Source organism: Geothrix fuzhouensis (genome assembly GCF_024609325.1).
Classification (GTDB): domain Bacteria; phylum Acidobacteriota; class Holophagae; order Holophagales; family Holophagaceae; genus Geothrix; species Geothrix fuzhouensis.
Genome location: NZ_JANHMQ010000001.1, coordinates 222,514 through 235,921, shown reverse-complemented (window position 1 = coordinate 235,921; position 13,408 = coordinate 222,514). Strand labels below are relative to the sequence as shown.

Here is a 13,408-nt window from a genome sequence, read left to right as displayed (position 1 = left end):
GGTTCCTCAATCCTCCTTGGCGCCGGCCTTGGGGGCCTTCGCCGGGGCGGGGTTCTTGGCGGGCGCCGCCGGGGGAGGTTCGGGGTTGTAGATGAAGGCGCTGATGATGCACTTCACCGTGGCCGGATAGAGGCTGCCCTTGTCGGTCTTCCGGGTGAACTCGATGTTGGAGACGTTGATGATCTTGTCATAACCCGAAACCAGTGAGGTGAACTGGCCGAAGGCGTGATACCCCACCCTGAACTCGAACTCGACGGGCTTCTCCGTGTAGTAGGTATCCTTCCGCTCGGGCCTGAGGGAGAAGGAGACCTGATCGATACCTGCGTCATCTGCGAGTTTCTTGATGCGATAGGGGATTTCGCCGTAGTCCGCCTCGGAAGGCATGATCTTGATCAATGCTTCGATACGCTTGTCCTGCTTGGCGACCTCATCGCGCAACTTCTCGTAACTCGCCTTGAGCAGGCGGCCTTTGTCCACTTCGGCCTGGAGGGTCTTCACGTCGGCCCGCACGGTTTCCAGCTCGCTCCGCTTCCCGCCGAGCAGGAAGTAGACCAAGCCGGCCAGGACGATTCCCGCCACCGCGCCGACGCCGATCTGTTTCTGAAGCTGGGGATTCATGGCCTACCTCAGACAGCGTTCTGGAGTTCGAAGGAGATCGTGAAGTCGAAGGAGCCAGTGGCCCCCCGCTTCGCATTCGGGTAATTAATCTTCTTGAACCAGCGGGTGCGAGACTGCAGGTTCCCGTAGAAGGCATTGATGGCTTCGAAATTCCGGCCCTCTCCCTCGATGGTGATGAGCGAACCCTTCTGGGAGACCTTCTTGAACCACACGTCGTCCGGCAGGCTGTTGGCGAGTTCTTCAAGGAGATGCACCGGGAGCGACTGCTGCCGCTTGAGAGTGGTCATCACCTCTTCCTTCTTCTGGAGGGCTGCCTTTTTCTCCCGGAAGGTCTTTTCCAAGGCAATATAAGGCTCGTACTGCTTCTTATCGCGTTCGAGGTCGGCCTTCTGCTGTTCGGCCTTGGTTAATTCGCTGTTCAGCCAGACATAGTAGATGCCACCGCAGGCAGCGAACACGAGACCCACGACAACACCGGCGATGGGCAGGCTCGAGCGGCTTCCGCCTTCACCCGTGTAGACCTGGACAGGCTCGGCGGCCGCCTTGCTGGCGCCCTTCTTGGTGCCGCCCTGGCTCAGGGCGTCCCCTAGCAGATTGATCTTGATCATCGGTCCCCCACATGGCGCAAGGCCAGTCCGACCACGACGGTGGCACCGCCGCCGATCTCGCGAACCGTCATGGGATCCTCGGTTCGGCCATCGATCTCAACGAGTTGGAAGGGATTGAACCGGTCCACTGAAACCCGGAGCCGATCGCTCAGTACATCCATCAATCCGTGGGTCATGGAGCCGCCGCCGCTGACGAGCACTCGGTCGAGACGGTCGACCTTGAAGCTGCTCTTGAAGAAATCAAGAGTTCGGCTGAGCTCATCGGCAAATGCGTCCGAGACGGCATTGATCGACGGATGGACTTCATCCGGCTCGTGCCCCTCCGAAGCCTGGTTCCGCTTCAGGCGCTCCGCGCCTTCGCGAGTCACGCCCCAGTCCTCCATGAGCTTCTCGGAATATCGGCTGCTGCCCCAGGCCATGTCGCGCCAGAACACGGACTTGCCACCCACCATCATCGTGAGGTTGGTGAAGGTGGCACCCATGTTCACCAGGGCCACGACTTCGTCCCGTCCGCCGCCCATGGTATTGGCCTCATAGGCGTTCTGCAGGGCGAAGACATCCACGTCCACCACCTTGGGGCTGCATCCGGCTTGGGCCACGCAGCTCACGTAGGCTTCGAGTTTGTCCTTGCGGCAAGCCACCAGCACCACATCCATGTTGCCGTCGGCGGCCCGTTCCTCGATGAGGTAGTAATCCAGGGCGTAGGAATCCAAACCTTGGCCCGCCGGGAAGAAGCTCTCAGCTTCCCAACGCACAGATTCAGCCAACTCTGCCTGACTCATGAGGGGGAATGTCACTTTTTTGACCATCACCTGCTGACCCGACACGGAGATGGCCACATCTTTGGCTTTGATTTTCTGTTCTGCCATGACCTGCCGGATAGCTGACGCCACAGCGTTACTATCCATGATGTCGCCATCCACGATGGCGTCGGGCGGTAGCGCCACCCGCCCGAGTTTCTGCAGGCGATAGCGGGTCTGGCCACTCTTTCCAATCTGCTGGAGTTCGCAGACTTTCACTGAGCTGGATCCGATATCCAAGCCAACAAGACTTTTGGGTTTGCTTCCGAAGAGACCCACCGGATGCCTCACTTGGAGAATTTAGGTATTGAAGATGGTACCGCTGGAATGGATTAGGTCAAGGTTAACTATTTTTGCATCAGGGAACTTCGGGCTCCAGATCGACCAAGATAGCCGTGATATTGTCCTCGCCGCCATGCTCCCGCGCGGTCAGAACGAGTGATTCCACAGCCTGTTGGAGGGTGCTGGACTGTGTCACGATGTCCCAGATCTGTCTGTCGCCGATCATTCCTGACAGGCCGTCGGAGCAAAGCAAAAGTCGCTCCGATTTGCCCAGCTCCATATTTTGGACCTCAATATCCAGGTCTCCCCCGTTGCCAAGAGCCTGAGTGATCACGTTCCGGAAGGGATGCACCCGGGCTTCTGAAGGGGTGAGAATACCGTTCGCCACCTGCTCGGCCACCCAGCTGTGGTCCCTCGTAACTTGCCGGATACCTTCTGGATCCAGCAGATAGGCTCGGCTATCTCCCACATGAGCCAGGGTCACCTTGGATCCGTGCAACAGACCTGCCACCACCGTGGACCCCATGGTCTCCCGTTCCGGATTGTGGCGGATATCCTCGGCGATGGCCCGGTCTGACAGCAGCAGGGCCACCTTCAGCCGGTTCCCGTCGTAGGAGAGGCTGGGATCGTACTCCATGGGCCAGGTCCGGTCCTTCTCCCGGGTCTCACCCACGAATTTGGCCACGGTATCCACGACGATCTGGCTCGCCACTTCACCGGCGGCGTGGCCACCGAGCCCATCGGCCACCACGAAAAGCCCCAGGTCCGAGTCGGCCAGGTAACTGTCCTCGTTGTGTTTACGGACACAACCGACATCGGTCTTGCCTGCGGCGCGGATCCTCATGTCAACCCTTTCCCGTCAGTCGGCCCCAGAGGTCCTTAAGTTGATCCACCAGACTCGCCGTGGCTTCAGGGGCGGCCGAAGCCGTGCCCTTCTTGCCTGGCGCCGGGGCCGCCTTGCCCCCTTTTCCGCTCTTGGGGGCGGGTTGCCGGAGTTTCGGGTGATTCGGTGCGATCTCGCGGGCGGTCTGGAGGTGCCGCTGGGCCCGGGCTGCCATGCCCAGGGTCTGGAAGTGGGCCGCCAGGCGAAGATGGCTTTCCACATCACGGGGGGAGAGCCGGATCGCAGCTTCCAGCGCTTTCACCGCCGCACGGAGATCACCCCCTCCTTGTTCCAGGAATGTGGCCAGCATCGCGTGGTACTGTGCTTTTTTATCATCCAAGCGGATCGCATACTGGATGAGTGCCTGGGCCTGATCAACCCGCCCCTCATCGAAGGCTTGCTTGGCCATGGCCGCCCAATCTTCAGGTGTCCGCTCCTGCGGGGCCTCGGTTTCCCTCTCTTTTTCCCTGGGCGCCGCGGCGGCAGTTGCTGTCTTGGGAATCTGTTGCACCAGTGCGAGCCTCTTGCCCGGATCCTTCAGCGTACTGAAGGCCTCCGCGAGTTCCCGAAACTTACTTTCCGCCTCCACCTTGGCGGCACCGGTATAGCGGTCCGGGTGCCAATGCTTGGCGAGACGATGGTACGCGGCCTTGATGTCCTCGGGCGAGGCATCAGGGGGAAGTTCCAGCACATCAAAAGGATTCATGGGGATCCACAATGCACCCTGCGTCAGCGCATCGCATGGGGAAGGAAGAACAGGGCTTGAGCAGAGGATGGTAGCCTATTTCTATTCCGCGTGCAGGCCCAGGGCAGCGAAACATGGCGGAATCTCACCAGGAGATGGCGGTCACCCGGCCGGTCCGGGCTGGAAGACACCCCAGCGTGGTGGCAAAGTAGAAGGTTCCACGGGAGCGGGCATGGCGTTGGGCACAGCGATGGACTGGCGTGGAGCAATGGATGCTGGCGACCTGTCCTCTGAGACCCTGGTGCGCGCAGCCTTCCACCGCATCCGGACCCTGGATGGAACCCTCCACGCCATCCTGGCCACGGATGAGGCGCGCAGCATTGAGCTGGCCCGGAAAGCCGACGCACGCCTGCAGGTCGGGGAACGGACGCCAGTGCTGGGCCTACCCGTCATTCTCAAAGACAACCTCCACTGGTCCGGCCTCCCCATGACCTGCGGCTCCCGCGTGCTCGAAGGGTATGTCGCGCCCTACGACGCCACGGTGGTGAGCCGCCTGATTGTGGCCGGCGCGGTTCCCATCGCCAAGGCCAATCTCGACGAGTTCGCCATGGGCTCCAGCGGTGAGTACAGTGCCTTCGGTCCCGCCCGGAACCCCTGGGATCCGTCCCTGGTGCCTGGAGGCAGCAGCAGCGGGTCCGTGGTATCCGTGGCAGCAAGGTACGCACCCTTGGCCCTGGGCAGTGACACCGGTGGTTCCGTGCGTCTGCCCGCCAGCTTCTGCAATGTGACAGCCCTCCGGCCGACCTACGGTGTCCTCAGCCGTTACGGCCTTACGGCCATGGCCTCCAGTCTGGATCAGGTGGGCCCCATCGCCGCCACCGCTGAGGATCTGGCGCTGGCCTTCAGCGTTATGGCCGGCCTCGATCCCCTGGATAGCACCTCCGTGGACCTGCCAGGGACCGAGCGGCTGGCGCGGCTGCAGGCCGCAGAACTCAAGGGCCTCCGCATCGGCCTCCCGAAGGAATACTTCGCCGACGGCCTGGAACCCGGCGTCCGCAGCCTTCTCGACACCGCCCTTCGAGTATTCGAAGACAAGGGTGCGCGACTGGTGGAAGTGAGCTTGCCCCACACGCGCTATGCCATTGATACCTACTACCTGCTTTGCACCAGCGAGGTGTCCAGCAACCTCAGCCGCTTCGACGGCGTGCGGTACGGCCTCCGCGTGCCCGTGCCAGAGGGTGGGCTGCCCGAGATGATCGCCCAGACCCGGGATCGAGGGCTGGGAGATGAAGTGAAGCGCCGCATCCTCCTTGGGACGTTTTGCTTGTCGAAGGGCTACTACGACGCCTTCTACACCAAGGCCCTCAAGGCCCGCACCCTGATCGCCGCCGATTTCCATGCGGCCTTCGCCAAGGCCGATATCCTGGCTTCCCCTGTCAGCCTCGGCCCAGCCTTCCCGTTCGGCGCCAAGACGGATGACCCCATGTCCATGTACCTCGCCGATGTCTACACCGTCCCCACCGCCCTGGCTGGGCTTCCCTGCCTGTCCATGCCGGCGGGGTTCACCGGCGGCCTCCCGGCCGGCATCCAACTCATCGGGCCAGCTCTTTCGGATGTCCGCCTGCTGGAGGTCGCCCACGCCTTCCAGTCCCTCACCCGCCACCACCTCGAAACCCCGACCCTGTCCGCATAGGAGCGAACCATGGCCTTTGACGTCGTCATGCCCCAGATGGGCGAGAGCATCGCGGAAGCCACCGTGCTGAAGTGGCACAAGCAGGTCGGCGACGTGATCGCCAAGGACGAGACCCTGTACGAGATCAGCACCGACAAGGTGGACGCGGAGATCCCCGCCCCCGCCGCCGGAACCCTGCTGGAGATCCTCGTGGAGGTGAACGCCACCGTCCCCGTAGGGACTGTGGTGGCCCGCATTGGTGGCGCCTCTGAAAAGCCCACCGGGGTTGGCCTGCCCGCCGCGGTTCCCGCCTCCGTTCCTGCGAGTGCTCCCGCGGCGGCCCCTGCCCCGCTGGCCGAGGAGGACGACAACAGCCTGGAGGGCCGCCTCCGCACCAAGAGCAGCCCCCTGGTCCGCGAAATGGCCAAGCAGCACGGCATCGACCTTGCCAGGGTCCAGGGCACCGGCCAGGCTGGGCGTGTCACCAAGGAGGATCTGGAGGCCTACCTGGCCAAAGGCCCGGCCGCCACGATCGCGGCTCCCGCTCCCTCCATCGCCCCGGCCCTGCCGGCGGTGCATGATCCCTCGGCACCAACCATGGGCCTGACACCGGGCATGTCCGCGGCCCCCGCCCCTGCCATGCCCGCCTTTGCTGCAGGCGAACGCGTCAAGGTCGAGCCCATGACCCGCATGCGCAAGATCATCGCCGACAACATGGTGGCCAGCCGCCGCACCTCGGCCCACGCCTATACGGTCTTTGAGATCGACATGACCCACGTGGCCCAGCTCCGCAACAAGCACAAGAAAGCCTTCGAGGCCCAGTTCGGCACCAAGCTGAGCTTCATGCCCTTCGTGATGATGGCCGCCTGCAAGGCCCTGCGTACCTATCCGATCGCCAATGCCTCCGTGGACGGCGACAATGTCGTCTACAAGCAGGACATCAACCTGGGCATTGCCGTAAGCCTGGACTGGGGCCTCATCGTGCCGGTGGTGAGGAACGCCGACATGATGAACCTTGGCGGCCTGGCCCGCAGCCTCAACGACCTGGCTGAGCGCGCCCGTTCCAAGCAGTTGAAGCCTGATGAGATCAGCGGCGGTACCTTCACCATCACCAACCCCGGGGTCTACGGCGACACCTTCGGTCTCCCCATCATCAACCAGCCCCAGGCTGCCATTCAGGGCGTGGGTGCCATCGTGAAGCGTCCCGTGGTCATCACCGGTCCCGATGGCACCGACTTCATCGCCATCCGCCAGATCATGTTCAGCAGCCTGGGCTTCGACCACCGCATCGTCGACGGAGCCACCGCCGATCTCTTCATGGCGTTCGCAAAAAAGGAGCTGGAGACGTCGACCTTCGGGTTGGAATAGCCCCTCACCTACGCATGAAAAGGGCGGCCGATTGGCCGCCCTTTTCATGCGTAGGAGGGCGTCTCTCTCACCATTTCCCGGTACATCGCGTACTCGCCCTGGAAGTGCAGCTGGATGATGGCGGTGGGTCCGTTACGATGCTTGGCGACGATCAGCTCGGCTGAGGGATCGGGCTCTTCGTTGGCGGACGGCATCATCTTCCTATGGATGAAGGCCACCATATCGGCGTCCTGCTCAATGGCGCCGGAATCGCGGAGGTCACTGAGCTGAGGCCGACCGCCCTGGCGGTGCTCCACTTCGCGGTTGAGCTGGGAGAGCACCACCACAGGAATTCCAAAATCCTTGGCCATGAGTTTCAGGCCGCGGCTGATTTCGCCGATACGGACAGCCTCGTTCTGCTTGGAGCCCCGGCTGTTCTCGGGACTGCTGAGCAGCTGCAGGTAGTCGATGATGACGAACTCCACCCGCCGGTTGCTCTGGCTGCCCTGCTTCACGACCATGTTCTGGATCTGGGGCACGGTGATGGAGGCCTGGTCGCAGATGAACAGTGGCATCTGCACCAGTTCGTCCCGGGACCGCATGACTTGATCCAGCCGTCCGGTGGCCCTACCGGATTGGAGATCCTTCATATTTGTCTGGCTCTGGGCCGCGAGCAGACGCAGGAAGACCTCCTCGTGGCTCATTTCAAGACTGAAGAAGGCACCACAGTGACCAGGGCGCCCATCCCGCTCCTGGGCCGCCCGCAGAATCCAGTTCAAAGCCAGGGCCGTCTTGCCGATGCCGGGTCGGGCGGCCAGTACGATCAGGTTGCCCGGCTGGAAACCTTGGGTCAGCTCGTCAAAGCGGCTGAACCCGACCCGCACGCCGGGCGACAGACGGCCCTCAAGCCGCTCGTGAAGGCGCTCCATGGCGTCGTCCGCCACAGACTGGATGGAGAGCAGCCCCTTGGCCTTGGCATCGCCCTGGGCCAGATGGAAGAGGCTCTGGGCTGTCTGGTCCACCAGCACTTCGGGGGGCTCATCTTCATCGGCGGCCCGGCGCACCAATTCGGCACCCAGGTGCACGAGGCGACGCAACTTGGCCTTGCGGCGGATCAAGTCCGCCAGCACTTGGGGCCGCTCCACATCCTCGCCAGCCAGCAATTCCACCAGGCCTGGATAACCGCCCACCTTGTTGAGGCTGTCGTCCTGATCCAGCGCATCCTTCAGGGTGAGGGAATTGACCTCGACCTGGGCCTCGATGAGGGTCCGAAGGGCCCGGAACACCGCGCGGTGGGCCGGGTGGACGAAATCCTCTTCGGCCAGCGCGAACACGGCTTCGCTGGCCGCGAAACCCGCCCCTGGCGCGCAGCAGGTGGCCAGGAACGACCGCTCCGCATCAATATCCTCCGGAAGTCGATCCGGAAGCCAATCCGCCATTGCTGCACCGCCCGTTCAGAGTCCCGGAGGAGTGTACCCCCCACCGTCCACATCCACAAAGACGGGGTTGGTGACGACAATGGGATAAATGCCCTTCATGATCTTGTTCCAGGGGGTTCCGGCCTGATAAGCCCCAGTTGTGGCCAGAGGCACGCCGGCTTCGACCACCACCCAGGCATCCTTCCCCGTGGGCATGGCGACCCCACTGAGGGTGGCGGTGCGGAGGAGGAAATCGGTAGTAGAAGCCGTGAAGCTGGTCATGGGCACCACCTGGGCCACTCCGTTCACCACCACGCGAACCTCATCCACCGGCACCCAGTCCGCTGCGTAGAGCGAGATCGCGATCGTGACGGTGGTTGCGGGCCCCGTCACCAGGCCGCCCGGACCCACACCATTGACAGTCACATCAAGCAGGGGCCCCGTGGAGGCCACGGCCGCGCCGCTACGAAGGGAGGACAGCAGGGGGTCCAGCGTCGTCTGGGCCAAGGGGGACCCAACCTTGAGGTAGGTGCGAGCCAGACCCACGGGCGTGTCCAGGCTGAACCGCGAGGCGGAAAGCCCGAGTCCCTTGGTGAAAGCGGTCGGAGTCTCCTGGCTCAGCAGGGAGAACCAGTCAGCCCGAACGGCCTTGAACTCCGTGAACCAGGCCGTGGGATCCGCCGGATCACAGCCCTCAGCCCGGATCAATTCCAGAGCATCGAAATCACCTTGGCGCTTGCCCAGGGATACGGAACCGGTCTGAGTCCACCAGGCGTTTACGCCAGTTCCGAGCGGCACTGCCGGATCGAATGCGCGCACCGTGAAGAGCCCTTGGGGCCCCCGGGGCCGGTGGACGATGGTGTAGGCACCCTCGGCCTGGGTGATGAAATCCGCCAGAGTCCAACCCTTGGAGGGGCGCGCCCCTCCGTTGCGGTCGCCGGTGGGTGTCGGGGTGAACAGCGCCGTTGCGAAACCGTCCACCAGGGTGGAGCTGCGGGCGCCGACCACGAAGGGATCGTTGCCGATGGGAGCCCGCTGGGCATCCGTGACGGAAAGGTTTTCGATCTCCGACCGGAACTCGGCCTGCAGCGCGGAGGGATCCGTCAACTCGTCTTCTTCGGTACGGGCCACCGTCTGCACCCCTTCCGCCAGGGCCGAGCTGAGCATTTCGCCGGGGTTCAGGCCGCCGGTGGTGGCCTGAGTGGGGCCCGGAACGTCGAAACTTGTCCAGCCCGCCGGCAAGGCCGGGGGGATGGTCACGAATGCATGGGTCGTATCTTGCTGGCCATCGAAGGACTTTACCGGCAGCACATCCAGATGGGACAGCGGGCCACGGGTGCCGTAGGCCAGGTAATCCCCGGGGGCGAAGAAGGCCGAGGCTGCCCCGCCCGATAACCGGAAGGCCGTACCAAACATCTGGTTCCCTGCCGTGTACTGGTAGGCGGCCAGGTTGGTGCCGGCGATGTCCTTGCCCTTGATTACCTGGTTGTAGTACCCAGCCAGGTGACGTGACCGCTTCATCGAGGGATCAGGTATTCCACCCAGCGCCGACAGGGTGATGCGGAGGGGATTCAGGCCCAGCAACTCCAAGGTCCCCGCCTGTCGGACGACGAAGTTGTGGCTCAGCTGCTTATTGTGGATCACGTTGCCGGAGGCATCCACGATCTCGGCGCGCTCAGGGGCAAGGTTCTCAGCCAGGCGCCAGATCTGGTCTTTCGAAGGCGTGATGGGCGTGGTGAGATAGGGCCGGTTGGTATTAGCCGCATTGGTGCCGAGATACAAGGTGTTGCTCTGGACAGCGTTCCTCGCGGTCACCCGGTAAGGCTGGTTGTAGCCCGTCCCCCGTGCATCGGCGACGGCCGGCAGCAGGACTCCGATGGGTCCGTCGACCGAGGGGATGTCACTGGCCTCACGCCAGTCCACCCGTTCCGTCACCCAGTGGGAGGGATCTGCATCCGCGGCTGGATCAGCGTTCAGGCCTGTATAGCGCTCGAACCGGAACTCGGTCTGGAGGGGACCTGTGCGGGCCGCCGTACCGAAGGAATCGTAGGTCAAGATGCCGAAATCCCCACCTCGGAGGCCAGTCCGTGCCTGGACCATCTCATTGAAGACGGCCGTGGCCTGGGCTGGCTGGGTGGCGGAGATGCTGGGTCCCCCCACCAGATACAACCGCCGCCGGTAGGTCATGGACTGCCCAGCGGACAGGCTGGCCGCGGCCGGGCTCCCCACCACCAGACGACCGGGGAATCCGGGGCGCAATTCTGTGAGTGCATGCTGGGGATCCGAGGCCACCAGCACCTGATCTACATCCAGGGGGAGGATGCCCAGGGATGCGTGCTCATCCAGGGTGCTTCCGGCGGATTCCGAACCCATGAGCGCCACCATGGGGGCCACCACACTCGTGGTCAGGGGCGCCGAGAAGTCCGATCCGGGGATATCCACGCCCCAGCTGCTGAGCGGCGTTCCAGCAAAGGTGGAGATCGCCGGAACCACGAATCGGAAGCCGCCGCCATGCTGGGACAGGAAATCCCCAATGCTCTGGATGGGAAGCGCCGTGGTGCCGGTGTTGGTGACGGTGGTCTCCAGGGTAAAGAAGGTATCGGCTTTGGCCAGGGAGATCCGGTGGAGGACGCTGAGACCCTGCACCTTCCCCTGGCTGTCCGTGGCCACCCCCAACTTGCCCTTGGGATCCAGCAGGTAGCCCTGCATCTCCAGGTCCACCTGATTGGCGCCGGTCCCGGGCGCGTAGCGGTCGAAGACCAGCGGCAGATCAGGATCCTGGTTGACGACGGGCCCCAGGCGCTCCACCAGATCGGTGGGCATGGACACCCGCTTGAAGTTCTGGTCGAGAGAGACGACACCCACATCAAGGATGGCTCCGCCCGAGGCTGCCCCGAACTGGGCTTCCCGGTCCCCGAAGGCCGCGCCGTCCACCGCCAACTGCACCGCATCGTTGCCGAGGTAGAAGTCCCCCGGACCTGAGGTGGCCTTCAGGCCGGCCAGCCGGTCGCCTCCTGAGGCTGGAATTTCCTCTACCGCCACCGTGGGGCGCCCTACACCTGTGGCCCGGAAGCAACCCATCCCCCCCGCGGCCAGGATCAGGGCCAAAGGGGCCAGGACCAGCTGCAGTCGACGAGAGGACAGACGGGTGGGAAAGGCTGCGGGATCAAGGCTCATGTTCATTCAGGCGTCTCGTTCAGGCGGGAGGTCCATGGGGCTGGAGCGTACGGAAGGTCTATGCTAACTCACGATGCCGATCTCCGCCTTTCTTCATCGCTGCAGGCCGCACCGACGGACCCTGTTCCTGGTCTTGGCGCTCCTACTCCTGGGAGACTTGCTTTGGACTCTGGGAAGGTTCCCGGCCCTCCACCACCAGCAAATCTACCGGGCTGAGGACCTTCCGGCGGTGGGTGGACCAGTGCTGGTCCTGGGGGCTGGTGTCTACGGCGACGGGGAACCCACCGAATTGCTTCAGGGTCGCCTACGCACGGCCCTGAACCTCTACCAGCACGGGAAGATCCGCTGGTTCCTGGTGTCCGGTGACAACCGCCACCCTTCCTACAATGAGCCTCAGGCCATGCGGCGGTGGCTGGTGAAACAGGGCGTCCCCCCCACCCGCATCGTGAGCGATTACGCGGGATTGCGCACCTGGGACAGCCTGAAGCGAGCCCGGGCGGTCTTCGGCCAACGGCAGGTAGTCATCGTCACGTCGGATTTCCATCTTCCCCGGGCCCTCTACCTTGCCGATCACCTCGGGCTGCAGGCCTGGGGAGTGCCTGCGTCCACCGAGAACCGCCCGCCGGTGAATCGGGTCCGTTACTGGCTCCGGGAATACGTCGCCCGGCATTTGGCCCTCTGGGATGTCTGGTTCCCGCCGGATACCCGCCTCGGCCCGCGAGAACCGACCCCAGACGATTGGGATCAGGCTTCGTGAGAAACCCAGGTGATCTGCTGATCCTCGCCGCGGGGCGCCTGCCCCAGGGCCGCTATGGCGGCAGCCTCGCGGGCCTGGGCGCCGTGCCTCTCGGGCTCTCGGCCGTGGAAGGCCTGCTGTCACGACCCACCCTGCCCCGGCCGGGCAGCCTGCTCTGGGGCATGGCCAGGAGCCACACCCAGGGCATGAACCCGGCCCGTACCATCGCTCTGAAAGCCGGCCTCCCCCACGATACCCCCGCCTTCACGGTGAACATGGCCTGCGGCTCCAGCCTTCAGGCCCTCATTCTCGCTGCCCAGCGGCTCAGGGATGGCGCAGAAGCGCCCATCCTGGCGGGTGGGAGCGAGGCCATGTCGGACACCCCCCACTTGATACCGGGCCTCCGCTGGGGCTTCCGCATGGGCCACCGCGAGCTGCCGGACGTCATGCATCACGACGGTCTGCGCTGCCCGGTGACGGGCCTGCTCATGGGCGAAACCATCGAACGGCTGGCGACCAAGCGGGGGATTGCGCGCCCGGAGGCTGATGCCTGGGCGGCCGAGAGCCATCGCCGCGCCGCCAGCGCGGACTTCCAGGCTGAGCTGCTACCCCATGCCAACCTTGCTCACGACGAATCCATCCGGCCGGAGATCACGGCGGAATCGTTGGCGCGCCTCTCACCGGTCTTCGATCCGCAAGGCCAGGTCACAGCGGGCAACGCCTCTGCCCTATCCGATGGCGCTGCCGCCATTCTGGTAGCCCGGCAGGATCAAGCGGAGGGCGCCACTCCCTTGGCCCGGATCCTTGGCTGGAGCGAGGCTGGCGTGGATCCGCTGGACATAGGCGAAGCCCCCGTTCCGGCCGTGCAACGGCTATTGGCTGCCCACAGACTGATGGTGGCGGACATTGATCTGTGGGAACTCAACGAGGCTTTCTCAGCCCAGCTTCTCGTTTGCCAACGACAACTTGGCCTTCCCGAGGACCGACTGAATGTGGCCGGGGGGGGTGTGGCCCTGGGCCATCCCATCGGGGCCACCGGCGCCCGCATCGTCGCTACCCTCATCCACCAACTGAAGGCGCGGGGTGGCGGCCTGGGCGTGGCAACCCTCGGTATCGGGGGTGGTCTAGGATTGGCAGTGCTGATCGAAACCGCGCCCTAAACCAGGCAGGCACTTCTGCGAA

General features: G+C 64.1%; 11 protein-coding genes. 4 read left to right on the top strand and 7 right to left on the bottom strand.

The annotated features are described in order from the left end of the window. Nucleotides 1-6 precede the first annotated feature (6 nt). The 5 genes from NOV74_RS01070 to NOV74_RS01050 form a co-directional block, all read right to left on the bottom strand. Nucleotides 7-618: a type IV pilus inner membrane component PilO gene (locus tag NOV74_RS01070; RefSeq protein WP_257308537.1), complete on the bottom strand. Its 612-nt coding sequence runs from the start codon at nucleotides 616-618 to the stop codon at nucleotides 7-9. 8 nt (nucleotides 619-626) lie between these two features. Further along, a complete protein-coding gene (locus tag NOV74_RS01065; protein ID WP_257308536.1) occupies nucleotides 627-1,226 on the bottom strand; it encodes a PilN domain-containing protein in 600 nt (199 codons plus the stop codon). Further along, complete coding sequence (gene pilM, locus NOV74_RS01060) at nucleotides 1,223-2,305, bottom strand: type IV pilus assembly protein PilM (protein ID WP_257308535.1); 1,083 nt, start codon at nucleotides 2,303-2,305, stop codon at nucleotides 1,223-1,225. The genes NOV74_RS01065 and pilM overlap by 4 nt, the downstream gene beginning before the upstream one ends. A gap of 79 nt (nucleotides 2,306-2,384) precedes the next feature. Beyond that, nucleotides 2,385-3,152 carry a Stp1/IreP family PP2C-type Ser/Thr phosphatase gene (locus tag NOV74_RS01055; RefSeq protein ID WP_257308533.1) on the bottom strand — a complete coding sequence of 256 codons (768 nt, stop codon included), beginning with the start codon at nucleotides 3,150-3,152 and terminating at the stop codon, nucleotides 2,385-2,387. A gap of 1 nt (nucleotide 3,153) precedes the next feature. After that, complete coding sequence (locus NOV74_RS01050; protein ID WP_257308531.1) at nucleotides 3,154-3,897, bottom strand: J domain-containing protein; 744 nt, start codon at nucleotides 3,895-3,897, stop codon at nucleotides 3,154-3,156. 247 nt (nucleotides 3,898-4,144) lie between these two features. Between NOV74_RS01050 and gatA the strand changes: the two genes are divergently transcribed. Both gatA and NOV74_RS01040 read left to right on the top strand, forming a co-directional pair. After that, a complete protein-coding gene (gene gatA / locus NOV74_RS01045; protein WP_257308530.1) occupies nucleotides 4,145-5,569 on the top strand; it encodes an Asp-tRNA(Asn)/Glu-tRNA(Gln) amidotransferase subunit GatA in 1,425 nt (474 codons plus the stop codon). Between the two features lie 9 nt (nucleotides 5,570-5,578). Beyond that, nucleotides 5,579-6,916: a dihydrolipoamide acetyltransferase family protein gene (locus NOV74_RS01040; protein WP_257308528.1), complete on the top strand. Its 1,338-nt coding sequence runs from the start codon at nucleotides 5,579-5,581 to the stop codon at nucleotides 6,914-6,916. A 44-nt stretch (nucleotides 6,917-6,960) separates the two neighbouring features. Here NOV74_RS01040 and NOV74_RS01035 read toward each other — a convergent pair whose 3' ends face one another. Both NOV74_RS01035 and NOV74_RS01030 read right to left on the bottom strand, forming a co-directional pair. Next, the gene (locus NOV74_RS01035) at nucleotides 6,961-8,334 is read right to left on the bottom strand and encodes a replicative DNA helicase (protein ID WP_257308526.1); all 1,374 of its coding nucleotides are present in this window, start codon (nucleotides 8,332-8,334) and stop codon (nucleotides 6,961-6,963) included. A gap of 15 nt (nucleotides 8,335-8,349) precedes the next feature. Continuing rightward, nucleotides 8,350-11,490 carry a CehA/McbA family metallohydrolase domain-containing protein gene (locus NOV74_RS01030; RefSeq protein ID WP_257308524.1) on the bottom strand — a complete coding sequence of 1,047 codons (3,141 nt, stop codon included), beginning with the start codon at nucleotides 11,488-11,490 and terminating at the stop codon, nucleotides 8,350-8,352. 157 nt (nucleotides 11,491-11,647) lie between these two features. On the opposite strand from NOV74_RS01030, the gene NOV74_RS01025 reads away from it, so the two are divergent. Both NOV74_RS01025 and NOV74_RS01020 read left to right on the top strand, forming a co-directional pair. Next, the gene (locus tag NOV74_RS01025; protein WP_257308522.1) at nucleotides 11,648-12,247 is read left to right on the top strand and encodes a SanA/YdcF family protein; all 600 of its coding nucleotides are present in this window, start codon (nucleotides 11,648-11,650) and stop codon (nucleotides 12,245-12,247) included. Then, the gene (locus NOV74_RS01020) at nucleotides 12,244-13,386 is read left to right on the top strand and encodes a thiolase family protein (RefSeq protein WP_257308521.1); all 1,143 of its coding nucleotides are present in this window, start codon (nucleotides 12,244-12,246) and stop codon (nucleotides 13,384-13,386) included. Before NOV74_RS01025 ends, NOV74_RS01020 begins: the two co-directional genes overlap by 4 nt. Nucleotides 13,387-13,408: the final 22 nt, after the last annotated feature.